The sequence below is a fragment of the Streptomyces sp. NPDC046465 genome (assembly GCF_040646035.1).
Taxonomy (GTDB): Bacteria; Actinomycetota; Actinomycetes; order Streptomycetales; family Streptomycetaceae; genus Streptomyces.
On sequence record NZ_JBEYZK010000014.1, the window covers coordinates 30,678 to 55,760 of the forward strand.

The following is a 25,083-nucleotide window of genomic DNA, read 5'->3' on the forward strand; positions in this document are numbered from 1 at the left end:
TAATGGATCGATCTCGACTGGATGGGTTGGTATCGAGCATCGCGGGTCGAGGGCAAGTGGAGCGAGAACCGGTATTCCGGGAACTGCGAGAACTGGGCCTGTCGCCGATCGAAGCGATCTACGTAGCTTCTCGTGTACTTGACCTGCCTTTGCCCGAGGCGAAGACCGCGATCTATGTGAGCGCCGCCTGGCGTGATCAGCAGGAGGATTGGCAGCGGCTTCAGTCTGGCCTTGAGGAGTGAAGACGCTCGCCAATCTATAGTCGCAGTAGCAAATTCGAAGCCCCGTCAGGTGTACCCTGGCGGGGCTTCAGCGCGCTCTGACGGCAGTAGTTGACGGCAACATCAACGGACGGGGCCGCACACAATGGCGGGTCGTCGCCGTCGTCGGGCTGGCTGGTGGTCCCTGCGGAGTGACGGAGGGCGTGGCCGAGGAGTTCCTTGATGACGGCGAGTTCGACTCCTTGCTCAAGGAGCAGGGCGACGGCCGAGTGGCGGAGGTCGTGGAAGCGGTGCGGCGAAAGCCGGCCTTGCGCAGGAGTGCGGTGAAGGCACGGGTGAGGTTGGTCGGGTCGATCGGCCTGCCCTGCGGCGTCGTGAACACGTGCCCGTTGTGCTGCCACGTGGCGACTGTGGCTTCACGCTCGGGCTGCTGCTGTTCGTGGTGGTGCTTCAGCGACTGATGGCAGCGGGCGGGGAGGGCGATGCGGCGCTCGGAGGCCCGGGTCTTGGTGGGTAACGTGGTGAGTCCGCCCGTGCTCGTGCGCTGCAATGTGCGGCGGGATAACTGCGGTGCCCCCGGTCGAGATCGATGTCTTTGCAGTGAGGCCGAGGAGTTCGCCCTTGCGGAGTCCAGTGCGCAGGGCGAATTCGAACAGGGCGTGCAACCGGTGTCCGCGCGCGGCGGTGAGGACCTGGCGGGCTTCGTCGGCGGTGAGAGGTTCGAAGCGTCGGGGCCGTGGGGCGCCGGTGCGGACGTTGCGGGCGACGCTGCGCAGGATCTCCTCTCCCCGGACAGCCTGCTCCAAGGCGGACTTGAGTGCGGAATAGGCCGCGCTTCTGGTGCGCGGCGTTCCTTGGCGAAGGCCATCGGCAGCATGGCGTAGACGGCCCTCTGGTTAAGGCTGCGCTGGAACGGCGATCTCTTGGGATGCGACGACGGCGAAGGTGCGGAAGCAGCCCGGGCAGGCACTGCGGTTGCCGCACCGGGTGAGGCAGGCTGCCCAGGGGTACGGCGGAAGCGGTGTAGGAGCGCAGGACCTGGCCAGTCATGGTTCGACGGTGGTCCAGCCGATGGGCGCCTGCCTGCCAAACGGTGTCATGAATTGACGGCGGCGCATATGCCAAGTTCCAGGGCGGTAGGACGTCAGTGTGAGGTTGGCGGATCGCTCGATGGCTATGAGAAGTGACGTGGTCAGCGTGGACGCGGTCACCTCAACAGATTCCACCTGCTGGAGTGGATTTGTTCCTGCCTAAGGAACGGGCCTGCGCTCCGCGGCTGCGTCGACGGGTCGGTGTGCTCGGAAGCGTTCGGCGGCTTCGGCCTGGCCCCCACGTGGCGTGTCGAGCCAGACGAGAGCGTGGTCCCCGCTGTGTCGGGATGGGGGGGGGCGGCCCTCCGTTGGCGGTCAGAAGACATTGACGCCGCTGTGGCTGGACCCCGTTCCTCCAGCGGACAGTGCGTTGGGGGACAGCAGGCTTGTCGACCAGCACGTCCTCAGCGAACTTCGTCGCCCGCATCCGGAAACGACAGATGTTTAAGCTGGTTGTTCTCCCCGGGTGGAGCCACAGCCGGATCGAGGCCGCGGTCACCGTGCCCTGAGAGACAGACTCCCTCTTGGTTCGGGGAAGAGGACCAGGCCCTGCGGAGCATTCCCGCTACCGCGTGCCCCGCCGCGCCCGCCGCAGCCAGAAGATTGCCGTCACCGGCAGGATCACCGGGATGAAGAGGTAGCCCATCCCGAAGTCCGACCACACCGTGGCGTCGGGGAAGGCGGACGGGTCCGTCAGGGTCCAGGTGCCCACCACCAGTACGCCCACCAGCTCGGCGGCGCAGCAGACCAGTGCCGCTGAGCGGGCCGCGGCGCCGCCGCGTACCAGGGAGTACGTGATGAAGCCGTAGACGACGCCCGCCAGCGCGGACAGCGTGTACGCGAGCGGGGCCCTGTCGAAGTCCGTGGAGATCTGCACGGCCGAGCGGGACACGGCGGCGACGACCATCACGCCGTACAGCCACACCAGCAGGATGCCGGGGCCGGAGATCAGCTTCTGGCGCGCGGGGGAGTCGCCCCCGGCGTTCCGGGCGGCCTCTTCGTTCTTGCCGGGTTCGGTCACCGTCACCTCAGCCTCCCCAGATGTCGTAGAGCCGCACTTCGAGCACGGCGAGGACCACGCCGCCCGCGGCGACCGTCAGGGAACCCCAACGGCTGCGTTCGGCGAGGGACATGAAGCCCGCCGCGGGAACGCACGCGAACGCGCCGATCAGATAGGACACGAAGATCGTCGTGCCCTGGTCCGCCTCCTCGCCGCGCGCGAGCTGGACGATGCCGACGATCAGCTGCACCGTGGCCAGGAGGGTCACCACGGCCATTCCGATGAAGTGCCAGTCCTTGGTCGGCTGGTCGCGGTACGCGGCGAAACCGCACCAGGCGGCGAGGGCGAGCGCGGCCACGGAGACCGCGATCGTCAGGGCATCAACCATGCCCGTGACTTTATTACGGGCCCTTCGGCCCCCGGTCCACCGCCCCTCGACCCGATGCGCGTCCCCGGGGCGGGACCCGTACCCTCGGTCACCATGAAGATCCATGCTGACGCGCTCCTGTTCGACAACGACGGCACCCTCATCTCCTCCATGGAGTCGGTGTACCGCTGCTGGTCGCGGTGGGCTCGGGAGTACGGGATCACCGCCGAGGAATTCGGCGAGGTCGAGCTGCACGGGCGGCCCGCCGTCGAGATCGTCGCCGACCTGCTGCCGCCGGAGAAGATCGTCGAGGCCGTCGCCCGCATCGAGGAGCTGGAGGTCTCCGACGTGGCGGGCGGTGTCGTACTGCTGCCCGGCACCCGTGACCTCCTGGAGTCCCTGCCCGTCGACCGCTGGGCCGTGGTGACCTCCGCGACGCGCGCCCTGGGCGAGGCCCGCCTCGCCGAGGTCGGGATCAACCCCGGTCTCGTCATCGCCGCCGACGACATCACGCGCGGCAAGCCCGACCCCGAGCCCTTCCTGCTCGCGGCCGCCAAGCTCGGCGTCGACCCGGCGCGCTGCGTGGTCTTCGAGGACGCGCCCGCGGGGCTCCAGTCGGGCCGGGCCGCGGGCATGACCACCGTGGCGTTGACCACAACCCACCAGGCGTCCGAACTCTCCGCACTCTCCGCCGACGTCGTCGTCAAGGACCTCTCCGCCGTGTCCGCGCAGGTCACGGCCGGTGGCGTGGAGATTCTGCTCGCCGACTGACGCGCAGAATCCGAACGTCCGGCGCCGTCCCATCGCTGTCCGCTATACGGACAGGGATGGTGGACGGCGCCCCTACGCATGTTTTACTTGGGCCCATGACCACGACGAGCAGCCGCACCCTTGCGACCGAGGCGATCACGACGCCCGGTGCTCGTTGTATGTGTCGAATGTGCGCCTTCTGAGGGCCCCCGCACCACCCGAGAGCCTCGCGCCCCGAAGCGAAGCCGCTGTGCCACGCCCCTGCACGACGTACGCGACGAGATCCGTACGGACGCGGGAAGCGAGCCCGCCCCGCGCACACGTCCTCCGGTTCCACCGCCACACCACCGCGAGAACCGTGCCGCGTTCCGAACGAATGCCCCGTGCCCGGCCACACCCGCGCCGCGCACTCGACAGTGACGGAAACCCCTGTGATCACCACTTCCGGCCTCACCAAGGTCTACCGCTCACGCGGTCGTGAAGTAACCGCTCTCGACGGAGTCGACCTGCACGTCCGCGAGGGCGAGGTGTACGGCGTCATCGGCCAGTCCGGCGCCGGCAAGTCCTCCCTGATCCGCTGCGTCAACCTCCTGGAGCGCCCCACCTCTGGCACCGTGACCGTGGCGGGCCAGGACCTCACCGCCCTCGCGGGACGCGGCTCGCGCGCGAGCAGGGAACTGCGCCAGGCCCGCAACCGCATCGGCATGGTCTTCCAGCACTTCAACCTGCTGTCCTCGCGCACCGTGCAGGACAACGTCGAGCTGCCCCTGGAGATCCTCGGCCTGAGCGGCCAGGAGCGCTCCCGCAAGGCCCTCGAACTCCTCGACCTCGTCGGCCTCGCCGACAAGGCCAGGTCCTACCCGGCCCAGCTCTCCGGCGGTCAGAAGCAGCGCGTCGGCATCGCCCGCGCGCTGGCCGGCGACCCGAAGGTGCTGCTCTCCGACGAGGCCACCAGCGCCCTCGACCCCGAGACCACCCGCTCCATCCTGCAGCTCCTGCGCGACCTCAACCGGCAGCTCGGCCTCACCGTCCTGCTCATCACGCACGAGATGGACGTCGTCAAGAGCGTCTGCGACTCCGCGGCCCTCATGGAGCGCGGGCAGATCATCGAGTCCGGCACCGTCACCGAGCTGCTCGCGACGCCCGGCTCCGAGCTCGCCGCCGCGCTCTTCCCGGTCAGCGGCGAGGCCACCGGCGACGACCGCACCGTCGTCGACGTGACCTTCCACGGCGACGCCGCGACCCGGCCGGTCATCTCCCAGCTGTCGCGCACGTACAACATCGACATCTCGATCCTCGGCGCCGCGATGGACACCGTCGCGGGCCGCCAGGTCGGCCGCATGCGCATCGAACTGCCCGGCCGCTTCGAGGAGAACGTCGTCCCGATCGGCTTCCTGCGCGAGCAGGGCCTGCAGGTGGACATCGCGGGCGACGATCCCGCGGCCGCCCCCGGAAACTCCGGTGACTCCGGCAACTCCGGTAACGAGACGCTGCTGGTCAAGGAAGGTGCCAAGTGACCTGGTCGGAGATGCAGCCCCTGCTGGAGCAGGCCTGTTGGGACACCCTCTACATGGTGGGCTGGTCGACGCTGATAGCCGTCGTCGCCGGACTGCCGCTCGGCGTCCTGCTCGTCCTCACCGAGCGCGGCGGGCTGCTGCAGAACGCCTTCCTCAACAAGGTGATCGGGCAGATCGTGAACATCGCGCGGTCGATGCCCTTCATCATCCTCATGGTCGCCCTGATGGGCTTCACGCGCTGGATCACCGGCACCACGATCGGCCGTGAGGCCGCCCTCGTGCCGCTGGCCGTCGGCGCCATCCCGTTCTTCGCGCGCCTGGTGGAGACCTCGATCCGGGAGGTCGACGGCGGACTCGTCGAGGCCGTGCAGTCGATGGGCGGGTCCACCTGGACCGTCGTACGCAAGGTCCTCGTCCCGGAGTCGCTGCCCTCCCTGATCTCGGGCGCCACCACCACCATCGTCGCGCTCATCGGCTACTCCGCGATGGCGGGCACGGTCGGCGGCGGCGGCCTGGGCGACCTCGCCCTGCGCTACGGCTACCAGCGCTTCGAGACCGAACTGATGTGGATCACGGTGGCGATCCTCGCCGTGGTCATCTCGGTCATCCAGTTCGCGGGCGACTACGCGGCCCGCCGACTGCACAAGCGCGGCGGCGGCTCGGCGCCGCTGCTGCGCTTCCGGCCGCTGCGCGGCGTGCTGCCCGGCACCGCCGCCGCCGAGTCGGTCAGCAAGACCGGCTGACCGGAAGGTCAGCAAGACCGGCCGTACCGGAAGGTCAGCAAGACCGGCTGACCGGTACCGGCCGGTCAACGGCGGGACCGCAGCGTTCCGCCCGCACGCTTCCCCGCGCACCACCCCGCGGGGCTGCACCACTCATGGAGAAAGGCACTTTTCGTGCGTAACACCACCAAGATCACCACCGCTGTCCTGGCCGCCGGAGCCCTCACCCTCGGGCTCTCCGGCTGCGGCTCCGACAAGGGCGCAGGCGACAAGGACGGCCCGCTCATCGTCGCCGCGACGCCCACGCCGCAGGCCGAGATCCTGGACTACGTCCAGAAGCACCTGGCCAAGAAGGCCGGTCTCGACCTCCAGGTGAAGGAATTCACCGACTACATCACGCCGAACACCGCCGTCCAGCAGGGCGAGGTTTTCGCGAACTACTTCCAGCACAAGCCGTACCTGGACGACTTCAACAAGAAGCGCGGCACCGACATCGTGCCCGTCCCCGGGGCCACGGTGCACCTGGAGCCGCTCGGCGTGTACTCCAAGAGCGTCAAGAAGCTCGGTGACCTGAAGGACGGCGCCACCGTCGCCATCCCGAACGACACCACGAACGAGGCCCGCGCGCTCAAGCTCCTCGCGGACAACGACATCATCGAGCTCAAGAAGGGCGTGGGCTACGAGGCCACCCCCAAGGACATCGCGAAGAACCCGAAGAACATCAAGTTCAAGGAGCTGGAGGCCCCCACGGTGCCCCGCACCCTGGACGACGTCGACGCCGCGGTGATCAACGGCAACTACGCCCTCGAGGCCAAGCCCGCGCTCAGCCCCGCCAAGGACGCCATCGTCGCCGAGCCCGCCAAGGGCAACCCCTACGGCAACTTCCTCGCCGTGCAGAAGGGCGACGAGAACGACCCGCGCGTGAAGAAGCTCGCCAAGCTGCTCACCTCGCCCGAGGTCAAGAAGTTCATCGACGAGAAGTACGACGGCGCCGTCGTCGCCGCGTTCTGATCATGCGTACGCGCGTCATCACCGCCGTGGCGGGGGCCCTGGCCCTCGCCACCGGCCTCACCGCGTGCGGCGCGGACTCGGCGGGCGCCGACGGCGAGCTCGTCGTCGGCGCCACCCCGACCCCGGCCGGCGAAGTCCTCACGTACATACAGCAGCACCTGGCGAAGAAGGCCGGACTCGACCTCCGGATCACCGAGTTCACCGACTACAACACGCCGAACACCGCGCTCCAGGAAGGCTCGCTCGACGCCAACCTGTACCAGCACACCCCGTACCTCGAGAACTTCAACAAGGCCAAGGACACGGACCTGGTGCCGGTCACCGAGGTGTACCTGCCCCCGATGGGCGTGTACGCGAAGAAGACCGACGACGTCTCCCGGCTCCGCTCCGGTGCGACCGTCGGCGTTCCGAACGACACGACCAACGAGGGCCGGGCGCTCCAACTGCTCGCCTCCCGCGGCGTCATCGGGCTCAAGAAGGGCGTCGGCTCCACCGCGACCCCCGAGGACATCACGTCCAACCCGAAGAAGCTCACCGTCAAGCCGCTCGACCCGGCGCAACTGCCGCGCTCGCTCGACGACCTCGACGCGGCGGTCATCAACAACAACTACGCGCTCGACGCCGGGCTCAGCCCCAAGAAGGACGCCATCCTCCTGGAGTCCCCGAAGGGCAATCCCTACAACAACGTCCTCGCCGTCAAGAAGGGCGACAAGGACGACCCGCGCGTGAAGAAGCTCGCCGAGCTGCTCACCTCGCCCGAGGTGAAGAAGTTCATCGCAGAGAAGTACGAGGGGTCCGTCCTGCCCGTCGAGTCGGGCTGAACAACCTCTCGAGTCAGGCTGAACAACCTCTTGTGCGCGTGACACCCACGGGGTCCTCTTCCACATCGGGAGAGGACCCCGTGGTGCGTCTGGGCCCGTGCATGCTGCATGCTGGGCACCTCAGAAGACCGAAAGGTGAAGGTCCTTCAGGTCTATGAAGGTTTCAGGTCTATGAAGGTTATGGAGCGGCGCATGACTACAGCCTCCTCGGGCACATCGGGCACATCGGGGTTCCCCGACATCTCCATCAGCACGGAGCGGTTGGTGCTGCGCCCCCTCGAAGAGGCGGACGTCCCCGCGTACGCGGAGATGATGAACGACGAGAGCGTCACGGCCTGGACCTCCGTGCCCCAGCCCTACACCGAGGCCGACGCGCGCGACTGGATCACCCGCCTCGCCCCCGCCGAGCGCTCCGCGGGCCAGGGCATCGTCCTCGCCGTCACCGAGTTCCTCACCCAGCGCCTTGTCGGCATCATCCAACTCCGGGACACCGACTGGCGGGTGCGCTCCACCGAACTCAACTACGTCGTCGCCCCCTGGGCCCGCGGCGAGGGCTATGCCTCGGAGGCGGCGCTCGCCACCGCCCAATGGCTCTTCCACGACCAGCAGTTCGAGCGCATCGAACTGCGCACCGCCGCCGACAACACCGCCGCCCAGCAGGTCGCGCAGAAGATCGGCTCCATCAGCGAGGGCGTTCTGCGCGGCGCCTGGATAGCCCGCACGAGAAACGGCGGCGACCCGTTCGGCGGCTGGCTGGACGTGCGCACCGACCTCATCGTGTGGAGCCTGCTCCCCGAAGACCTCGAAGGGGTCTCGGAGAGCCTCGCCGACAGCGGGTTCTCTGCCTACTCCGACTGGAACTGACCCGGCCCCCGTCCCGTCGGCCGTACCCGGCCAGATCCGCCCCCCAGCAGGTACGCTCGCCCCTGGCCGCGTGCACGGTTGCTCCCGCACAGCCACCGCCCCCGCACTGACGACCCGCGAGAACCCAGGAGACACACGACGATGGCGGACCGTGTCACGGTGATCGGCTGGGACGGTACGCCGCTGACCGCCGCGGCACGCTCCGCGCTCGGCGCGGCGACGCTCGTGGCGGGCGCCGCCCACCACCTGGCGCTCGACGAGGTACCCGCCCGCGCCGAACGGATCCGCCTCGGCAGCGTGAGCCTCGCCGCCCGCCGCATCGCCGCCCACCGCGGCACCGCTGTCGTCCTCGCCGACGGCGACCCCGGCTTCTTCGGCGTCGTCCGTACCCTGCGCGTCCCGGAGTTCGGCCTCGAGGTCGAAGTGGTGCCCGCCGTCTCCTCCGTCGCCCAGGCCTTCGCCCGCGCGGGCATGCCCTGGGACGACGCCGAGGTCGTGGTCGCCCACCGCCGCACCCTGCGCCGCGCCGTGAACGTCTGCCGCGCCCACACCAAGGTCGCCGTCCTCACCTCGCCGGGCGCGGGCCCCGCCGAACTCGGCCTGCTGCTCCAGGACGTCCACCGCACCTTCGTGATCTGCGAGGAGCTCGGCACCGAACGCGAGCAGGTCTCCGTCGTCACCTCCGACAAGGCCGCCGACCACGCCTGGCGCGACCCGAACGTCGTCATCGTCATCGGCGGCACCGCGTCGTCCGCCGACACCGGCTGGATCATGGGGCGCGATCCGGGCAGGGGCCCGCGCGGCTGGGCGCTGCCCGCCGCCGAGTACGGCGGTGACATCTGGCTCGGCGAGGGCGAGACCGACCGGCTCCGCTCCGCCCAGCTCGCGCGCCTGGGGCCGCGCCAGGGCGACCTCGTCTGGGACATCGGCTGCGGCAGCGGCGCCTTCACCGCGGAGGCGGCCCGCTTCGGCGCCGCCGTGATCGCCGTCGACCGCGACGCCGACGCCCTCGGCCGCACCACGGCCGCCGTCCGCCGCTTCGGGGTGCAGGCGCAGACCGTGCACGGCGTCGCCCCGCACGTCCTCGAGGACCTGCCCGAACCCGATGTCGTACGGGTCGGGGGCGGGGGAGCCGCGGTGGTCTCCGCCGTCGCCGACCGGCGCCCGGAACGCATCGTGACGCACGCCGCGACACGCGACGAGGCCGAACTCATCGGCAGGGATCTGAGCGAGCACGGGTACGTCGTCGAGTGCGCCCTCCTGCAGTCCGTGGAGCTCGATACACGCGCCTGGCGCGAAGAGAAGCGGACCGTGGTGTTCCTGCTCTCCGGGCGTCTCCCCGACCGCTCCCCGTGACCCTTCGGGCACACAGCGCGGGGTAGGCTGGCCGATCGTTGTACTGCACCCGGGTGCCGAGGAAATCGTTGGCCGATGTCCGGAAAGCCCGCCCGTTTCGGGGGGCTGTGTGGTACGGCATGAACGGAGGACGCGCAACGTGGCGCAGTCCACAGCGGGCCGTGGCCGATCAACCCGCCACGGCGGCGGACGGACAGGGAGAATGCCTGTGGTCCGGTGCGCGGTTCGTGCCGCGGGGCGCGCACGCTCGTTGAGGATGACGGGCGGTCGGTGCGCCGCTCCGGGCGATGGGGCCTCCCCGGCCGAAGGCCGAGGGGCGGTCGAAGAAGCACTAACCGATGGGCGAGGGGTTACGCATGACCGACACCGGCCAGGTCCCGGGTGAGGGAGTGCCGGAGGGCGCAGGCAACGGTGTACCTTCCGGGCCCGCGCAGGGCATGGGGGCGCAGCAGCCGGGCGTTCCCGCACCGGGTGCGTACACCTTCGCCGACCCGACCGACCCGACCGACCCCTCCGAGAACCCCGCCGATGACGACGACCTGCTCCTGATGCCGGGCGCCCAGGGGGCGTGGACCGAGGCGCAGATCGCGACGGCCCGGGCCCAGCAGGCCGCCCAGGCCCAGCAGGCTGCCCAGGCTCATCAGGGTCAGGTCCCGGGTCAGCAGGGTCAGGTCGCGGGCCACGGACAGGTGTCCGGTCAGGGCCGCTTCCCGGGGCACACCGCGGACGGCCAAGCCGTCCAGCCCGCTGTCGGCCAGGCCGTGCACCAGCCGGGACCGCACGAGACCTCCGGCCGTGACAGTGGCTCGATCGACCTGAACGGCATCCGCATGCCCGGTGGCACCCCCGCCCCGTCCCACCCGGGACCCGCCCGCCGCCCGCTCCACCACGGCCCGTCGGGTCCTGCCGTGCCGGACGGCTCGGCGAGCCCCGTGCGGTCGCTCGCCGACCGGGGGCCCGCGGGCGCGGCCCCGGTGGCCCAGCAGCCCGCCGCACCGGCCCGGCACGCGGGTCCGCCCACGATGCCCGAGTACCTCGATATCCCGCGCGATGCGGCGGGGCTGCCCGGACCGCAGCTCGGTGAGATCCCGCCGCAGGGCGCCGCGCCGTGGGGAGCGCCGGAGGGGCAGGAGTTGGAGTCGGCGGCGCGGGAGTCCGCGGCTGCGGCCCTGCCCGCCGAAGCTGCTTACGCCGCACCAGCAGAAACGGTCGTCCCAGGAGTCTCGGACACCCCAGTAGCCTCGGAAACCCCGGAAGTTCCAGAAGCCTCAGGCGTCACATCGGCACCGCAGGTTCCGGAGGCCTTGGCCCCGCACACTCCGGAGGCCACCGCGTTCCCGAACGCCGCGGAGTCCGGCCAGGCGCCCGTGGAGGAGCAGCAGTTCCCGGTCGAGGAGCAGCCGTTCGCGACGGGGGAGTACCAGTTCTGGACGGGGGAGCACCGGTTCCCGCAGCCGAATCAGCCGGATCAGCTGGCGCAGCCGGAGCCGCCGGTTCAACAAGCACCGGCCGCCGAGCAGCCCGCGTTCGCCCACGCCGCGCCCGCCGCCGCTCAGCCCGCCTTCGCCGTCGCCTCCGCCCAGCCGTGGCACGGCGCGCAGGTCCCGCACGCCGAGGCGCGGCACGCCGCGCCAGGACCGCAGCACCAGCTGCAGCACCCCGAGCCGCAGGGCCCGCCCGCGCCCATGGGCCAGTTCGTGCCGGTCGACGGCTCGGTCCCGACCACGCCCCACCTGGCCCCGACGCCGCCGCACCCCGTGATCGTCCCGCAGGAGGACCCGGCCGCCGAGGACGCCCCCGAGGATGTCCCCGAGGCCGTCGCACCGGCCGCGCCCGCGGACCCGGCGAACGGCGCCCCCGTATTCGTACCTCCCACCGAGGCGATGGACCCCGAGGCCGCGGCTCCCGAAGCCGTGCTGCCCGAAGCGGTGCTGCCCGAAGCGGTGACTCCTGTGCCCTCTACGCCGGGGACCGGCATCGAGACAGAGACCGCGAACGGCGCGGGTCCGGCGGCCCCCGAGGCGATGCCGGAAGCGGTGCGGCAGTCCGCCACCGTGCCCGCCCCGCGTGACGGCGCCGAGCCCACGGCGGCACCCGTCGCCGAGCCGACTCCCGCGCCGGACGCGGCGGTTCAGGAGAGCGGTGCGGGCTTCACGGCCGAGGGCTGCGAGCCGGTCACGGCGGCGGAAGAGGCTGCGGCCGAGGCCGGTGAGACCCCCCAGGGCCCGACCGTCTCCGCTGTGCCCCGTATTGTCTCCTCTGTGGCGGCTCCGGCCGAGTTCCCGGCCGCCCCGGAGACGGCCGACCAGGCCGACGACTTGGACGAGGCCGACGAAGTCATCTCGTTCGAACCGATCGAAGCGAACGAAGTGACCGAAGTGGCCGAAGCACCCGAGATGGCCGAAGCGCCTGAAGCCTCCGTACCCGCGCCCGTCGCCGGGCCGACCGAGGCTCCTGAAGCCCCCCTCGCCCTCGCCCCCGCCGCCGCGCCGGAAGCCCCCGTGGCGGCCGAGTTTCTGGTGGCGCCGGAAGCGGGCGCCGAACTCCCCGAGCCCGTGGCGTCCTCAGGGACCGCCGCGCCGGGGTACGCCGACGCCGAGCGCGAGGCCGTCCTGCGCGTCATGCGCGAGCGCCGGGACATCCGCAACGGCTTCCGCTCCGACGCCATCCCGCACGAGGTGCTGCTCCGCGTCCTGGAGGCCGCGCACACCGCCCCGTCGGTCGGCCACTCCCAGCCCTGGGACTTCGTCGTCATCAAGTCCGCCGAGACCCGGCGCACCATGCACGAACTGGCCGTGCGCCAGCGCGACGCGTACGCCAAGTCCCTGCCCAAGGGCCGCGCGAAGCAGTTCAAGGAACTGAAGATCGAGGCCATCCTCGACACCCCGGTGAACATCGTCGTCACCGCCGACCCCACCCGCGGCGGCCGCCACACCCTCGGCCGGCACACCCAGCCGCAGATGGCCCCGTACTCCTCGGCCCTCGCCGTCGAGAACCTCTGGCTCGCCGCGCGCGCCGAGGGCCTCGGCGTCGGCTGGGTCAGCTTCTTCGACGAGCGCGAGATGGTCCGCGCCCTCGGCCTGCCCGAGCACCTCGAAGTCGTCGCCTACCTCTGCGTGGGATACGTCGACGAGTTCCCCGCCGAGCCCGAGCTGATGCAGGCCGGCTGGTCCAAGCGCCGCCCGCTCTCCTGGGTCGTCCACGAGGAGACGTACGGCCGCCGCGCGCTGCCCGGCGAGGACCCGCACGACCTGCTCGCCGAGACCGTCTCCAACATCCGCCCGCTGGACGCCAAGGCGCTCGGCGAGGCGTGGGAGCGGCAGAAGCGCATGACCAAGCCGCCGGGCGCCCTCGGCATGCTGGAGATCATCTCCGCGCAGCTCTCCGGCCTGTCCCGGATGTGCCCGCCGCCGATCCCGGAACCCGCGGCCGTCGCGATCTTCGCGGGCGACCACGGCGTGCACGCCCAGGGCGTCACCGCCTGGCCCCAGGAGGTGACCGCGCAGATGGTCGCCAACTTCCTCGGCGGCGGCGCGGTCTGCAACGCCTTCGCCAACCAGGTGGGCGCCGAGGTCTGCGTCATCGACGTGGGCGTGGCGAGCGAACTCCCGGCCACGCCGGGCCTGCTGCCCCGCAAGGTGCGCGCCGGTACCGCCGACATGACGACCGGCCCCGCCCTGACCAGGGAAGAGGTCAAGGCGGCCATCGAGGTCGGCATCGAGACCGCCCGCGACCTGGTGGCGGCCGGCAACAAGGCGCTGCTCACCGGCGAGATGGGCATCGCCAACACCACCGCGTCCGCGGCCCTCATCTCCGTCTACACGGACGTGGACCCCGCCGAGGTCACCGGCCGCGGCACGGGCATCAACGACGAGATGCACACCCGCAAGGTCGACGTCGTCCGCCGCGCCCTTGACCTCCACCGGCCCGACCCGGCGGACCCGATCGGCGTTCTCGCGGCGATCGGCGGCCTGGAGCACGCGGCCATGGTGGGCCTGCTCCTCGGCGGCGCCTCCCTGCGCACGCCGGTGATCCTGGACGGCGTCAGCGCCGGAGCGGCCGCCCTGGTCGCCCGCGCCATCGCCCCCGAGGTCCTCGCGGCCTGCATCGCCGGGCACCGCAGCGCGGAGCCGGGCCACGTGGCGGCGCTCAACAAGCTGGGCCTGCGCCCCCTGATCGACCTGGACCTCCGCCTCGGCGAGGGCACGGGCGCGCTCCTGGCGCTGCCGGTCGTTCAGAGCGCGGCCCGCGCCATGCACGAGGTGGCCACGTTCGACTCGGCGGGCGTCACCGAGAAGTAGCCGCCGGGGGGCGAAGCCCCCGTTTTCGGCACCGGGGCGGGGCTGGGGGAGACCTCCGGCCCCGCCCCCGCCATACTGAACCCGCACGTCAAGCAGCCGCTCCAGCGCAGCAGCGGTAGCGCACCACGAAGACTCCGCCCGCACGAGGAGCCCGAGAGCCATGGCCGAAAACCCCGCCTACCCCGTAGGTCTCCGCCTCGTAGGACGCCGCGTCGTCGTCCTCGGCGGCGGCCAGGTGGCCCAGCGCCGCCTCCCGGCACTGATCAAGGCAGGCGCCGACGTCCTCCTCGTATCGCCATCGGCGACCCCGTCCGTCGAGGCCATGGCGGACGCGGGCGAGATCACCTGGACCCGGCGCGGGTACGAGGACGGCGACCTCCAGGGCGCCTGGTACGCCCTGATCGCCACCAGCGACGACGAGGCGAACACCCGCGCTTCGGCGGAGGCCGAGGCGCACCGCGTCTGGTGCGTGCGCTCCGACGACGCCGAGGCCGCCACCGCCTGGACCCCGGCCACCGGCCGCTCCGAGGGCGTCACCGTCGCGGTCCTCTCCAGCGACATCCACGACCGTGACCCCCGCCGCACCGCCGCCATCCGCGACGCGGTGGTGGAGGGCCTGCGCGACGGCAGCCTCGTCGCCCCGCACCTGCGCACCCGCACCCCGGGCGTCGCCCTCGTCGGCGGCGGTCCCGGCGACCCCGACCTGATCACGGTCCGCGGCCGACGCCTGCTCGCCGCCGCGGACGTCGTCATCGCCGACCGCCTCGGCCCCCGCGACCTCCTCGACGAGCTCCCGGCACACGTCGAGGTCATCGACGCCGCGAAGATCCCGTACGGCCGGTTCATGGCCCAGGAGGCCATCAACAACGCCCTGATCGAGCACGCCAAGCAGGGCAAGGCCGTCGTCCGCCTGAAGGGCGGCGACCCCTACGTCTACGGCCGCGGCATGGAGGAACTCCAGGCGCTCGCCGATGCGGGCATCGCCTGCACGGTCGTCCCCGGCATCTCCAGCTCGATCTCCGTCCCCTCGGCCGCCGGTATCCCGGTCACCCACCGCGGCGTCGCCCACGAGTTCACGGTGGTCAGCGGCCACGTGGCACCGGACGACGAGCGCTCGCTCGTCGACTGGGCGGCCCTGGCCAAGCTGCGCGGCACCCTCGTGATCCTGATGGGCGTCGACAAGATCGGCAGGATCGCCGAGGCCCTGATCGCCCACGGAAAGGCGGCCGACACCCCGCTCGCCCTGATCCAGGAGGGTACGACGGCTGCCCAGCGCCGCGTCGACGCGACCCTCGGCACGGTCGCCGACGCGGTCCGCACCCACGAGGTGAAGCCCCCGGCCGTCATCGTCATCGGCGACGTGGTGAAGGTGGGCCCCGGGCCCCTCGCGTAACCCGCCCGCCCACCCTCAAGTAACCAGCGGTAACGGAACCAGTCCGGAGCCGTTGGCACCGCACCCAGGACAAGGCAGTATCACCCTGTGGCTGATCTCATCACCGTCGACGACCCCGACGACCCCCGCCTGCGCGACTACACGGGCCTGACCGACGTCGAGCTGCGCCGCAGGCGCGAACCGGCCGAGGGCCTGTTCATCGCGGAGGGCGAGAAGGTCATCAGACGGGCCAAGGACGCCGGTTACGAGATGCGCTCGATGCTGCTCTCGGCCAAGTGGGTCGACGTCATGCGCGACGTCATCGACGAGCTCCCGGCCCCGGTGTACGCGGTCAGCCCCGACCTCGCCGAACGCGTCACCGGCTACCACGTGCACCGCGGCGCCCTCGCGTCCATGCAGCGCAAGCCGCTGCCCACCGCCGACGAACTCCTCGCGACCACCCGCCGCGTGGTCGTCATGGAGGCGGTGAACGACCACACCAACATCGGCGCCATCTTCCGCTCCGCCGCGGCCCTCGGCATGGACGCGGTCCTGCTCTCGCCGGACTGCGCGGATCCGCTGTACCGGCGCTCGGTGAAGGTCTCGATGGGTGCGGTCTTCTCGGTCCCGTACGCCCGTCTGGAATCCTGGCCCAAGGGCCTGGAGGGCGTGCGCGAGGCGGGCTTCAACCTCCTGGCCCTCACCCCGGACGAGAAGGCCAAGTCCCTCGACGAGGCGGCACCGCACCGCATGGACCGCGTCGCGCTGATGCTCGGCGCGGAGGGCGACGGCCTCTCCACCCAGGCGCTTGTCGCCGCCGACGAATGGGTCCGCATCCCGATGGCCCACGGCGTGGACTCGCTCAATGTGGGCGCGGCGGCAGCGGTCGCGTTCTACGCGGTGGCGACGGGGCGCCCGCAGCTCTGAGGCGCGGGCGGGCGCGCCCCGGGGCGCCCCTAGTCGTTTCGCGTGATCTTCGAGTCGTAGTGCACGGCCATGCGCTCTCCGTCCAGCGGGGAGAACGAGGGGTTGGGCCGCGTGTGCTGCTTCGTGTCGCGACCGCGGTCGTCCCCGAGGCCCTGAGCGGGGCCCTGGCACCCCTGCGCCGCCGCGATACCGAGCGCTACGAGCAGCGTCACGACCACGAAGACGAAGAGCCGCTGCCGCAGCAGCCGCGGATTGGCGGGACCGCGCCGGCCCGTGCCCGTGGTGCGCGGCCCCGTACGCCCGGCGCCGCTGCGCGGAGCGGGCCTGCCGCCCGAGCGCGAGGTGTTGCGGGGCCCCGACGGCCGGGAGCCGGAGCGCGATACGCCCGGCCTGGATGAGCCCGTACGGGACGACCCTGTGCGGGACGAACCCGTGCGGGACGACCCCGTGCGGGACGGTCCTGAGCGCGGCGGGGGAGTGGCGCCCGGGGCGGGGCGCCGCTGAGTGCGCTCGTCCACATAGCTCTCGGCGAGGCGACCCGTCGGCCGGTCGAGGTCCTTGCGGGGTGCGGGCGGACGCACGTCGCCGATCCCCTGCGCCTCGCGGGCGGCGATCTCCTTCAGCCTGAGCGAGAGTTGCAGCGTGCTGGGCCGCTCCTCCGGGTCCTTGGCGAGACAGGCCCTGATCAGCGGCGCGAGCGCGTCGGGCACGCCGTGCAGCTGCGCCTCCTCGTGCACCACCCGGTAGAGCATGACCTCGGAACTGCCGTGTCCGAAGGGCGAGTCCGCCATGCCCGCGTACGCGAGGGTGGCGCCCAGCGCGAAGACGTCGGTCGCGGGAGTGACCGTGGCGCCGCGCACCTGCTCGGGGGCGAGGAAGCCGGGCGAACCCACGGCCGTGCCCACGTGCGTCAGCGTCGAGGCGCCGGTGGCCCACGCGATGCCGAAGTCGATGATCCGCGGGCCCTTGGGGGACAGCAGGATGTTCGACGGTTTGAGGTCGCGGTGGACGACTCCCGCCTCGTGCACGGCCACCAGCCCCTCGGCCAGCGCCGATCCGACCACGGCGACGTCGGCCGCGGAGAGCGGGCCCTCGGCGGCGACCTTGTCGTGCAGGGAGGGCCCGGGAACGTACTGAGTGGCGAACCACGGGCGGTCCGCGTCGAGGTCGGCGGCGACGAGCCGCGCCGTGCAGCCGCCCCGGATGCGCCGGGCCGCGGACACCTCACGGGCGAACCGCGACCGGAACTCCTGATCCTCCGCCAGGTCGGGCCGGATCACCTTCAGGGCGACGCGCTGCCCCCTCCGGTCCGACCCCAGATAGACGACCCCCATGCCGCCGGCGCCCAGGCGCCTGTGCAGCCTGAACGAGCCGACGACACGCGGGTCCTCGCGCCGGAGCCGCATCATCGCCATGTCCATCCCCGCTACCCGGTCCGTTTGACGAGCCACAGCTTACGTTTCCGCGGCCGGGCACGTGCAGAGGCCGCGCCCTCGCGGGGCGATCGATTGTCAGTGCCGGGTGGGAAACTTGAAGAGTGGTCAGGGGGCGGGGCACATGGGGGCTTTGACGCCGACCCGATTCCCAACCATCCATCGCTGAAGGGGGATTGATCCCATGAAGGGTGACCGTGTGGAGATAGTCGTGGATGCCGGTGACACGACTCGAACGTACGAAGTGGTGGCGAGCCGGGCGGGTCGCCGGGTGGAGACGGCGGTCCGCAGAGGAGTGGTGGAAGTGAGCGAAGTCACCCGTAGCGGCTCCGTGGTGCGTACGGCGCGGTTCATGGCCACGCGCGTCCTCGCCCTGGTGGAACAGCCGATTCCGAGGGAGGACAGCTCCGAGGCGGCCCGTCCCCTCCGGGAAGACCCCGAGTCCTAGGACCTCTTCTCCACCCACGGGAGTACGTGGGGCCGGGCCGGTCATCCTCCGGGAGGCCAGGCAATCGGTACGAAGGCATGACGCCCGGGTCCGTCCGCACACCTAGATTTGAGGTCAAGCGGCGGGTGTAGCACTCGTCCCCCGAGGTCAGACACTCGCCGCTGCCAACACCACATCGAAGCGGTCAGGAGAGGAATCATGGCGGACACGGCACCGCGGACCATGATCCGCACGCAAGGGCGCAGGTTCTCCGCGTTCGGCGTCCGCCCGTCCGGCACGCGCCATCCTTTGGTGGCGACGGCCATGGTCCTCCCCCTGGCAGCCCTGCTCGTAGTCGTCTTCGGCGGCTGGGAGGCAGTGGTCACACAAGCGTCGTCCGTGGGCGTGATGCTGGGGCGCTGAGCGGCGCCCCAGGCCCGGAAGAGCGGTCCGGGCGGGGACATCCGGCCATGAAACCCCGTGGGGACGGGGGTGCGGCGGACGGCAGAATGCCCGCGCAGCTGGGGAGCTGCGCGGGCATTGCCATGCGCTGCCCCGGAGGCCGCGTTCTGCCCCGGGCGGCGCCGGGGCGCGAAGCCTGCCGGTCAGCTCGGGGGTTCCTCCGGGCGGACCGTCCCGTCACTGGCAGGTCCGCTGCGCGACGGCTCCGGACGCCACGTCACGCTCCGCCACGGTTCGTGCCGCTCGACGCGGTCGAGAATTCCCCCCCGGCATCCAGGGCACCGGCAGGTGCCCCCGCACGGCCGGTCCAAGGCGAGCGGAGCAGGGCAGGCCCGGCCCGGTCGGGGCCGCCCCGTCAAGACCCGGCCAGCAGCCGTACGCTTCGGCGACGCATACGGCCCCCTCGACGTACGGAAGCCCCGTGACCTCCGCGATTCTCCCCGCCCTCACCGCCAAGGTCCGCGCCGCGGTCCACCCGACGTCCGCGGGGCCCTGCGCCTGCGGGGGCGGCGACGCGCTTCTCGCGGACCGGGCCGACGCCACTGTCGTACGCCACGGCGACGTCGTCGCGAAGGCGCACGCCCCCGATACGGACCCCGCGGAGCTGGCGGTCCGCCTCGACGTGGCGGTCCGCCTCCCGGGCACCCTCCTCGGGCCGCTGCACTCCGCCGCCACGGACCTCCACGGCCGCCTCGTCACCCTCTGGCCGCACGGCGTCCCGGTCGACCGGGACGACCCCGACGCCGCCCCCTGGGAGGCCGTCGCCACCCTCCTCGCCCGCCTGCACGCCACACCCCGGGCCGCGCTCCCGCGCACTCTCCCGCCCATGCGCGGCCCGGCGAAGGCCGCCCGCGCCGTCGACCGCCTCCGCGCGACCGGCCCGCACCCCGCTGCGCCCCCCGTCCTGCGGGCCTGGGCGGACCTGCCGCCCTGGGCCCGCGCCGAGGCCCCCTCGCCGGGACCGCGGCGCCTCTGCCACGGAGACCTCCACCTGGGCCAGCTCGTCCGCGCCCCCGAGGGGAACTGGCTGCTCATCGACGTGGACGACCTGGGCGAGGGCGACCCCGCGTGGGACCTCGCGCGCCCCGCCGCCTGGTTCGCGTGCGGCCTGCTCGCCCCCGAGGAGTGGACCCGCTTCCTGGACGCCTACCGGGGAGCGGGCGGCCCGGCGGTGCCGGTGGACGGCGCCGATCCCTGGCCCGCCCTTGACGTGCCCGCCCGCGCCCTGACCGTGCAGACCGCGGCCCTGGCAATCGCCAAGTCGGTCGCCGCGGACCGCCCTCTGGACGAGGTCGAGCAGGCTCTGGTCGAGGCGTGCGCCCGGATGGCCGAAGTGGCGGTCCGACCGGCGGAGTTCACCCCGGACGCCACGAAGTAGGGTGCAACGCACCGAAGCCGGGCAGTGTCCCGGCGAAGCAGTCACCATCGGCGAGGAGTTGAGCCGTCCATGCAGTGCCCCAAGTGTCACGCACCGATGCACACGTACAACCGCAATGGCGTCCAGATCGAGCAGTGCAACAACTGCCGAGGGATATTCCTGGACTACGGCGAGCTGGAGTCCCTGACCCGCCTGGAGGCCCAGTGGGGCGGCCAGCAGCAGGTCCCGCCGCCGCCCGCGCCGCCGGCCCCGCAGGCCTACCCCGCGGCGCCCGCTCCGGCCTGGGGCGCCCCGCACGGCGGCCACGGCGGTCACGGGGGCCACGGCGGTCACTACGGCCACAACCGCCACAAGAGCTTCGGGCACATGCTCTTCTCGTCCTGAGTCACTCCGGGAACGACGAAGCCCCCGGCCGTGGAGACGGCCGGGGGCTTCGTGTGGTGGTGCGCGATACTGGGATTGAACCAGTGACCTCTTCCGTGTCAGGGAAGCGCTCTCCCGCTGAGCTAATCGCGCGGGTGACTGCGTGTGCTGCGTACTGCGTGTGCCGCATACAGCATGTACTGCGTACTGCGTGCGCGATACTGGGATTGAACCAGTGACCTCTTCCGTGTCAGGGAAGCGCTCTCCCGCTGAGCTAATCGCGCGGGATGGATCGAATACGAACCGGAGTCCGAAGATCCAGTGCGCGATACTGGGATTGAACCAGTGACCTCTTCCGTGTCAGGGAAGCGCTCTCCCGCTGAGCTAATCGCGCATGGAGGTGGAGACGGGATTTGAACCCGTGTAGACGGCTTTGCAGGCCGTTGCCTCGCCTCTCGGCCACTCCACCAGGAGTGCGGGGGTTCGGGAAGATCCCCCACTTCCTGCGAGCGGACGACCAGGTTCGAACTGGCGACCTCAACCTTGGCAAGGTTGCGCTCTACCAACTGAGCTACGTCCGCTTGTCTTTCCCGGCCCGCTTGCGCGTCCCGGCGACGTGTTGAACTCTAGCGGATTCCTGGGCCAGTACAAAAACGCGTTTGCGCAGCGTGCTGCGCTGTCGCTGGCCAGGGCACCGCCGATACACCGGTCATAGACTCACAGCCGTGCACAACCCCCCTCTGACACCACCTGCCGCGCTCCCTCCCATGGCGCGCTTCGGCCGTCGCGTGGCCACCGGTCTGCGCGATGTGACCAGCGATCCCGCGGCCCTGGACTCCACCGGCTTCTGGGCGGTGTCCGCGGACTTCGAGGGGGGTCTGGTCTGCGCCCGCTTCGACGACGTGCGGGAGGAGGCCGTGCCCGCCCCCGTCCCGGGCCGGTGGCGCGGTCCGGCCGTCGACGTCTGGACGTCCTCCCTCGACCGCGCCGCGTACATGGAGGGCGTGCGGCGGGTACGGGCGTACATAGCCACCGGCGAGGTCTACCAGGCCAACCTCTGCCGCGTACTGTCCGCGCCCGTGCCCGCCGACGCCGACGTGGACGCCCTGACCGCTCTGCTCGCGCGCGGGAACCCCGCCCCCTACGCCGGGACGATCCGGCTCCCCGGGCACGGCGTGGAGATCGCCACCGCGTCCCCCGAGCTCTTCCTGCGCCGCGTCGGGCGCACGGTGGAGTCGGGCCCCATCAAGGGCACCGGGCGCACCGAGGCGGACCTCCTGGAGAAGGACTACGCCGAGAACGTCATGATCGTGGACCTCGTCCGCAACGACCTCGGCCGCGTCTGCGCCACCGGCACGGTGACCGTCCCCGACCTCTGTGTGGTCGAGAAGCACCCCGGCCTCGTCCACCTCGTCTCCACCGTCGGCGGCGAGCTGAGCCCCGGAGCGGGCTGGCCCGAGCTGTTCGGCGCCGCCTTCCCGCCCGGCTCCGTCACCGGCGCCCCGAAGTCCAGCGCACTGCGGATCATCGACGAACTGGAGACCGCGCCCCGCGGCCCGTACTGCGGCGGCATCGGCTGGGTGGACGCCGACCGGGGCACCGGAGAGCTCGCCGTCGGCATCCGCACCTTCTGGATCGACCGGGCCGATGGCATGCTGCGCTTCGGCACCGGAGCGGGCATCACCTGGGGCTCGGACCCGGCGGGGGAGTGGCGGGAGACCGAGCTGAAGGCCGCGCGGCTGCTGGCGGTAGCGTCGGGGGCGTACGCAGCGAGTGGAGGAACCCCAACGTGAAGATATGGCTCAATGGCGGGCTGCAGGACCTCGATTCTGCCCGCGTCTCCGTGCTCGACCACGGGCTTACGGTGGGCGACGGCATCTTCGAGACGGTGAAATCGGTCGAGGGCAGGCCGTTCGCCCTGACCCGCCACCTGGCCCGGCTCGCGCGCTCGGCGCGCGGCCTCGGCCTGCCCGAGCCGGACCTGGACGAGGTGCGCCGCGCCTGCGAGGCCGTCCTGGAGGCCAACCCCCTCCCGCTCGGCCGGCTGCGGATCACCTACACCGGAGGCCTCTCGCCGCTCGGCTCGGACCGCGGAGACCAGGGCACCACGCTCGTCGTCGCGCTCGGCGAGGCCCCGCGGCGCCCCGACGCCACCGCGGTGATCACGGTGCCGTGGACGCGCAACGAACGCGGCGCGCTGACCGGCCTGAAGACCACCTCGTACGCGGAGAACGTCGTCGCCCTGGCCCGCGCCCACGAACAGGGCGCTTCGGAGGCGCTGTTCGCGAACACCGTCGGACAGCTCTGCGAGGGGACAGGATCCAACGTCTTCGTCGTGCTCGACGGCGAGATCCACACTCCGCCGGTCGCCTCCGGCTGCCTCGCGGGCATCACGCGCGAGCTGGCCGTGGAGTGGACGGGCGCCCGCGAGAGCGACCTGCCCCTGGACGTCCTCGACCGGGCTGACGAGATCTTCCTGACGTCGACGCTGCGGGACGTCCAGGCCGTGCACCGCGTCGACGGACGCCAACTCCCGGACGCACCGGGCCCGGTGACCAGCAAGGCGATGCGGGTGTTCGACGAGCGGGTCGCGGACGACCTGGATCCGTAATGCCGCCGATCCGGTCTGGCGGTCCGCCGAAACCCCAAGTCCCCGTTCTCCGGTGACGATGCGGGGCCGGGGCGGGTAGAACGTCAGTGATGACCACGACCCTGCGGCCGACCGGGCCGCTTCAGCAGGGCGCCGACGGCGCCAAGGCGCGCACGTACGACGTCTGCGTGAACAGCCGCCCTGTGGGGGCGATAGGCCTCGCCACGCATGACGTGTTCGGGCCCGAGGTGTGCCGCGTGACCGACCTGCGGATCGCCGGACCCGACCGCAGGCGCGGGCGCGGCACCGTGGCCGCGCTGGCCGCCGAGGAGGTGGCGCGCGGCTGGGGCTGCCGCCGCATCGAGGCCGAGGTCCCGGCCGCCGCGGGGGCGGCCCTGCACCTGGCCACGGCTCTCGGGTACGTCGAGCGGAACCGCCGGATGGCGAAGCCGCTCGCCGAGGTGCCCCCGCTGCTCGACGGCATCGAGTGGCGGGCGATGACGGAGGACGACTATGGGCCGTGGCAGGCGCACGCGTGGGAGGAGTACGCGCGCTCCTGGACCGAGCGCGGCGTGCCCGAGGCGCAGGCCTATGAGATGGCCCGGACCGACCGGGAGCGCCTTCTCCCGCAGGGCCTGGGGACGCCGGACGCCCGGCTGAGCGTCCTGACGTGGCGGGGCGACAAGGTCGGCATCCTGTGGATCGCCCTCGAGGCCGACGCGGCGCTCATCCACAAGGTCGAGGTCGACGCGGAGCACCGCGGGCAGGGGCACGGCCGCTCCCTGATGCTCGTCGCGGAGGCACAGGGCATCGCGGCGGGCCGAGGCCGTATCGGCCTCAACGTCTTCGCGGGCAACACCCCAGCCCTGCGTCTGTACGAGTCCCTCGGCTACGAACCGACCTCGTTCTGCCTCTACAAGCCGCTGCTCTAGCGCACGCGCGCGTGTCGTCGCCGACGTCCCGCCGGAGACGGTGGCGTGCTCGCAGGGGTCGTACAACTCGCAGGGGTTGTGCAAGGAGCCGTCCCCGTGGGCCATGCGGGAGTACCTTGGGGACCGTTCGGGTGGAGAGCGGGTGCTGCCCCGTTACCCGGCCCCGCTGCCGCGGCAGGTGACAGAGCGACAGTATCTGTGTATTCCAGGAGGAATATTCTCATGCGCGTTCGCTCGACCATCCTCGCCGCCGCTCTCACCGTCTCCGTCCTGGCCGTGGGGGCAGGCGCGGCCGTCGCCGACGACGACTACAACGGCCCGCACCACGAGACGGGCTACCACCACAAGGGGTTCGCCGGTACGTACGACAGCGTGGGCGGCCCGCTCGGCATCGTCTGGTCCCAGGCCGCGGGCTACAGCCACGAGGGTTCGGGTTACCAGCCCGACGACCGTCACTGACGCACGCGCTCGGTACCCACGGACGGCGCGGTGGTGAGGAGGGCCTCAGCCCTTGTCGCCACCGCGCCGTCTTGCGCCGGTCGGGCATGACGGCGAACGGTCCGAAGGAAACGGCCTAACCGGCGTCCGCCGCCAGCAGGCGGTCGGCGATCTCCTCGACGCGCTCGCGCAGCCCTTCCTGGCTCTTGCCGCCGTCCAGTCGTTGGCCGTCGATGACGTACGTCGGCGTGCCGGTGACACCGATCGCCTTGCCCTCGGCCTGGTCGGCGTCGACGATCAGGATGTGCCGTCCGTCGATCAGGGCGGTGTCGAACTCCTCGGCGTCGAGGCCGAGTTCGCGGGCGGTGTCCACCAGGTGCCGCTCGCCCTTGCGGTCGAGCTCCTCGACCCCGGCGAGCACCGCCTCGACGTACGCCCAGCCCTTGCCCTGCTCGAAGGCCTCCTCGGCGGCCTGGGCGGCGGCGAAGGAGTGCTTGTGCTTTTCGAGGGGGAAGTGCCGCAGGCGCAGCTCGACGCGGTCGCCGTAGCGGGCGCGCAGGGCGCGCACGTCGTCGAGGGCGGTACGGCAGTCGGGGCACTGCAGCTCGCACCAGACGTCGAGCTCGGGGCGGCCGGCGGGGCGGGCGGGGGTGGAGTCGCTCATGGGCACAGTCTTCCAGCCCGCCCGGCCGCTTCCCAACCGGGCCGGAGCGCCGCGGACCGGCACCTGGGGAGGAGGC

The 25,083-nt window shown here is 71.8% G+C and carries 23 protein-coding genes, 5 tRNA genes and 1 pseudogene; 19 read left to right on the top strand and 10 right to left on the bottom strand.

The annotated features are described in order from the left end of the window. Positions 1-2 precede the first annotated feature (2 nt). Positions 3-242, top strand: a complete 240-nt coding sequence (locus ABZ953_RS22280; protein ID WP_361726572.1) for a hypothetical protein — start codon at positions 3-5, stop codon at positions 240-242. A gap of 14 nt (positions 243-256) precedes the next feature. Here ABZ953_RS22280 and ABZ953_RS22285 read toward each other — a convergent pair. The 3 genes and pseudogenes from ABZ953_RS22285 to ABZ953_RS22295 all read right to left on the bottom strand — a co-directional run. Then, a pseudogene (locus tag ABZ953_RS22285) lies at positions 257-1,072 on the bottom strand (site-specific integrase); the annotation flags it as partial. Positions 1,073-1,877: 805 nt separating this feature from the next. Beyond that, positions 1,878-2,264: a hypothetical protein gene (locus tag ABZ953_RS22290; protein WP_361726903.1), complete on the bottom strand. Its 387-nt coding sequence runs from the start codon at positions 2,262-2,264 to the stop codon at positions 1,878-1,880. A gap of 76 nt (positions 2,265-2,340) precedes the next feature. Continuing rightward, entirely contained in the window at positions 2,341-2,700 is a 360-nt protein-coding gene (locus ABZ953_RS22295) for a hypothetical protein (protein ID WP_361726574.1), read from the bottom strand. 93 nt (positions 2,701-2,793) lie between these two features. On the opposite strand from ABZ953_RS22295, the gene ABZ953_RS22300 reads away from it, so the two are divergent. From ABZ953_RS22300 to ABZ953_RS22345, 10 genes are all read left to right on the top strand, one after another. Beyond that, a complete protein-coding gene (locus tag ABZ953_RS22300; protein ID WP_361726576.1) occupies positions 2,794-3,450 on the top strand; it encodes an HAD family hydrolase in 657 nt (218 codons plus the stop codon). A gap of 410 nt (positions 3,451-3,860) precedes the next feature. Then, a complete protein-coding gene (locus tag ABZ953_RS22305; RefSeq protein ID WP_361726578.1) occupies positions 3,861-4,946 on the top strand; it encodes an ATP-binding cassette domain-containing protein in 1,086 nt (361 codons plus the stop codon). Beyond that, complete coding sequence (locus ABZ953_RS22310) at positions 4,943-5,689, top strand: methionine ABC transporter permease (protein ID WP_361726580.1); 747 nt, start codon at positions 4,943-4,945, stop codon at positions 5,687-5,689. The genes ABZ953_RS22305 and ABZ953_RS22310 overlap by 4 nt, the downstream gene beginning before the upstream one ends. Positions 5,690-5,842: 153 nt before the next feature. Further along, positions 5,843-6,679: a MetQ/NlpA family ABC transporter substrate-binding protein gene (locus tag ABZ953_RS22315; RefSeq protein ID WP_361726582.1), complete on the top strand. Its 837-nt coding sequence runs from the start codon at positions 5,843-5,845 to the stop codon at positions 6,677-6,679. Positions 6,680-6,681: 2 nt separating this feature from the next. After that, positions 6,682-7,500 (top strand): MetQ/NlpA family ABC transporter substrate-binding protein, encoded by an 819-nt coding sequence (locus tag ABZ953_RS22320; protein ID WP_361726584.1) that lies wholly within the window; start codon positions 6,682-6,684, stop codon positions 7,498-7,500. Between the two features lie 192 nt (positions 7,501-7,692). After that, positions 7,693-8,364, top strand: a complete 672-nt coding sequence (locus ABZ953_RS22325) for a GNAT family N-acetyltransferase (protein ID WP_361726586.1) — start codon at positions 7,693-7,695, stop codon at positions 8,362-8,364. A 141-nt stretch (positions 8,365-8,505) separates the two neighbouring features. Beyond that, positions 8,506-9,720 (top strand): precorrin-6y C5,15-methyltransferase (decarboxylating) subunit CbiE, encoded by a 1,215-nt coding sequence (gene cbiE, locus ABZ953_RS22330; protein WP_361726588.1) that lies wholly within the window; start codon positions 8,506-8,508, stop codon positions 9,718-9,720. Between the two features lie 356 nt (positions 9,721-10,076). Further along, positions 10,077-14,021, top strand: coding sequence for a nicotinate-nucleotide--dimethylbenzimidazole phosphoribosyltransferase (cobT, locus tag ABZ953_RS22335; RefSeq protein ID WP_361726590.1), 3,945 nt, complete (start codon positions 10,077-10,079; stop codon positions 14,019-14,021). Between the two features lie 160 nt (positions 14,022-14,181). After that, the gene (gene cobA / locus ABZ953_RS22340; RefSeq protein ID WP_361726592.1) at positions 14,182-15,414 is read left to right on the top strand and encodes a uroporphyrinogen-III C-methyltransferase; all 1,233 of its coding nucleotides are present in this window, start codon (positions 14,182-14,184) and stop codon (positions 15,412-15,414) included. A gap of 87 nt (positions 15,415-15,501) precedes the next feature. Beyond that, positions 15,502-16,320: an RNA methyltransferase gene (locus tag ABZ953_RS22345; RefSeq protein ID WP_361726594.1), complete on the top strand. Its 819-nt coding sequence runs from the start codon at positions 15,502-15,504 to the stop codon at positions 16,318-16,320. A 29-nt stretch (positions 16,321-16,349) separates the two neighbouring features. Here the strand turns inward: ABZ953_RS22345 and ABZ953_RS22350 are convergent, their stop codons facing one another. Further along, positions 16,350-17,741, bottom strand: coding sequence for a protein kinase (locus ABZ953_RS22350; RefSeq protein ID WP_361726905.1), 1,392 nt, complete (start codon positions 17,739-17,741; stop codon positions 16,350-16,352). A gap of 196 nt (positions 17,742-17,937) precedes the next feature. Here ABZ953_RS22350 and ABZ953_RS22355 point away from each other — a divergent pair, with 196 nt between their 5' ends. From ABZ953_RS22355 to ABZ953_RS22370, 4 genes are all read left to right on the top strand, one after another. Continuing rightward, on the top strand, positions 17,938-18,201 hold the full coding sequence (locus tag ABZ953_RS22355; protein WP_361726596.1) for a hypothetical protein: 264 nt from the start codon (positions 17,938-17,940) through the stop codon (positions 18,199-18,201). Positions 18,202-18,399: 198 nt separating this feature from the next. After that, positions 18,400-18,603 carry a hypothetical protein gene (locus ABZ953_RS22360; protein WP_055569527.1) on the top strand — a complete coding sequence of 68 codons (204 nt, stop codon included), beginning with the start codon at positions 18,400-18,402 and terminating at the stop codon, positions 18,601-18,603. A 460-nt stretch (positions 18,604-19,063) separates the two neighbouring features. Beyond that, positions 19,064-20,020, top strand: a complete 957-nt coding sequence (locus ABZ953_RS22365; protein WP_361726598.1) for an aminoglycoside phosphotransferase family protein — start codon at positions 19,064-19,066, stop codon at positions 20,018-20,020. A 69-nt stretch (positions 20,021-20,089) separates the two neighbouring features. Further along, a complete protein-coding gene (locus tag ABZ953_RS22370; RefSeq protein ID WP_361726600.1) occupies positions 20,090-20,404 on the top strand; it encodes a zf-TFIIB domain-containing protein in 315 nt (104 codons plus the stop codon). Between the two features lie 57 nt (positions 20,405-20,461). On the opposite strand, the gene ABZ953_RS22375 is transcribed toward ABZ953_RS22370, so the two are convergent. From ABZ953_RS22375 to ABZ953_RS22395, 5 genes are all read right to left on the bottom strand, one after another. Next, a tRNA-Val gene (locus ABZ953_RS22375) sits at positions 20,462-20,536 on the bottom strand. 59 nt (positions 20,537-20,595) lie between these two features. Further along, positions 20,596-20,667: transfer RNA gene (locus tag ABZ953_RS22380), tRNA-Val, on the bottom strand. A 38-nt stretch (positions 20,668-20,705) separates the two neighbouring features. Then, positions 20,706-20,777 (bottom strand) — tRNA-Val (locus tag ABZ953_RS22385). A 1-nt stretch (position 20,778) separates the two neighbouring features. After that, positions 20,779-20,852: transfer RNA gene (locus tag ABZ953_RS22390), tRNA-Cys, on the bottom strand. A 39-nt stretch (positions 20,853-20,891) separates the two neighbouring features. Beyond that, positions 20,892-20,964: transfer RNA gene (locus ABZ953_RS22395), tRNA-Gly, on the bottom strand. Between the two features lie 186 nt (positions 20,965-21,150). Here ABZ953_RS22395 and ABZ953_RS22400 point away from each other — a divergent pair. From ABZ953_RS22400 to ABZ953_RS22415, 4 genes are all read left to right on the top strand, one after another. Further along, the gene (locus tag ABZ953_RS22400; protein WP_361726907.1) at positions 21,151-22,176 is read left to right on the top strand and encodes a chorismate-binding protein; all 1,026 of its coding nucleotides are present in this window, start codon (positions 21,151-21,153) and stop codon (positions 22,174-22,176) included. After that, positions 22,173-22,994: an aminodeoxychorismate lyase gene (locus ABZ953_RS22405; RefSeq protein WP_361726602.1), complete on the top strand. Its 822-nt coding sequence runs from the start codon at positions 22,173-22,175 to the stop codon at positions 22,992-22,994. The genes ABZ953_RS22400 and ABZ953_RS22405 overlap by 4 nt, the downstream gene beginning before the upstream one ends. 89 nt (positions 22,995-23,083) lie before the next feature. Further along, positions 23,084-23,905 (top strand): GNAT family N-acetyltransferase, encoded by an 822-nt coding sequence (locus tag ABZ953_RS22410; protein WP_361726604.1) that lies wholly within the window; start codon positions 23,084-23,086, stop codon positions 23,903-23,905. A 222-nt stretch (positions 23,906-24,127) separates the two neighbouring features. After that, on the top strand, positions 24,128-24,364 hold the full coding sequence (locus ABZ953_RS22415; protein ID WP_361726606.1) for a hypothetical protein: 237 nt from the start codon (positions 24,128-24,130) through the stop codon (positions 24,362-24,364). Positions 24,365-24,479: 115 nt separating this feature from the next. On the opposite strand, the gene ABZ953_RS22420 is transcribed toward ABZ953_RS22415, so the two are convergent. After that, the gene (locus tag ABZ953_RS22420; protein WP_361726608.1) at positions 24,480-25,007 is read right to left on the bottom strand and encodes a DsbA family protein; all 528 of its coding nucleotides are present in this window, start codon (positions 25,005-25,007) and stop codon (positions 24,480-24,482) included. Positions 25,008-25,083: the final 76 nt, after the last annotated feature.

Excerpts from the sequence above, each read along its gene's own strand:
- ABZ953_RS22280 (WP_361726572.1), top strand. The coding sequence starts at position 3 with ATGGATCGATCTCGACTGGATGGGTTGGTATCGAGCATCGCGGGTCGA.
- ABZ953_RS22295 (WP_361726574.1), bottom strand. The coding sequence starts at position 2,700 with ATGGTTGATGCCCTGACGATCGCGGTCTCCGTGGCCGCGCTCGCCCTC.
- ABZ953_RS22300 (WP_361726576.1), top strand. The coding sequence starts at position 2,794 with ATGAAGATCCATGCTGACGCGCTCCTGTTCGACAACGACGGCACCCTC.
- ABZ953_RS22320 (WP_361726584.1), top strand. The coding sequence starts at position 6,682 with ATGCGTACGCGCGTCATCACCGCCGTGGCGGGGGCCCTGGCCCTCGCC.
- ABZ953_RS22325 (WP_361726586.1), top strand. The coding sequence starts at position 7,693 with ATGACTACAGCCTCCTCGGGCACATCGGGCACATCGGGGTTCCCCGAC.
- cbiE (WP_361726588.1), top strand. The coding sequence starts at position 8,506 with ATGGCGGACCGTGTCACGGTGATCGGCTGGGACGGTACGCCGCTGACC.
- cobT (WP_361726590.1), top strand. The coding sequence starts at position 10,077 with ATGACCGACACCGGCCAGGTCCCGGGTGAGGGAGTGCCGGAGGGCGCA.
- cobA (WP_361726592.1), top strand. The coding sequence starts at position 14,182 with ATGGCCGAAAACCCCGCCTACCCCGTAGGTCTCCGCCTCGTAGGACGC.
- ABZ953_RS22350 (WP_361726905.1), bottom strand. The coding sequence starts at position 17,741 with ATGGACATGGCGATGATGCGGCTCCGGCGCGAGGACCCGCGTGTCGTC.
- ABZ953_RS22355 (WP_361726596.1), top strand. The coding sequence starts at position 17,938 with ATGAAGGGTGACCGTGTGGAGATAGTCGTGGATGCCGGTGACACGACT.
- ABZ953_RS22360 (WP_055569527.1), top strand. The coding sequence starts at position 18,400 with ATGGCGGACACGGCACCGCGGACCATGATCCGCACGCAAGGGCGCAGG.
- ABZ953_RS22370 (WP_361726600.1), top strand. The coding sequence starts at position 20,090 with ATGCAGTGCCCCAAGTGTCACGCACCGATGCACACGTACAACCGCAAT.
- ABZ953_RS22400 (WP_361726907.1), top strand. The coding sequence starts at position 21,151 with ATGGCGCGCTTCGGCCGTCGCGTGGCCACCGGTCTGCGCGATGTGACC.
- ABZ953_RS22410 (WP_361726604.1), top strand. The coding sequence starts at position 23,084 with ATGACCACGACCCTGCGGCCGACCGGGCCGCTTCAGCAGGGCGCCGAC.
- ABZ953_RS22415 (WP_361726606.1), top strand. The coding sequence starts at position 24,128 with ATGCGCGTTCGCTCGACCATCCTCGCCGCCGCTCTCACCGTCTCCGTC.
- ABZ953_RS22420 (WP_361726608.1), bottom strand. The coding sequence starts at position 25,007 with ATGAGCGACTCCACCCCCGCCCGCCCCGCCGGCCGCCCCGAGCTCGAC.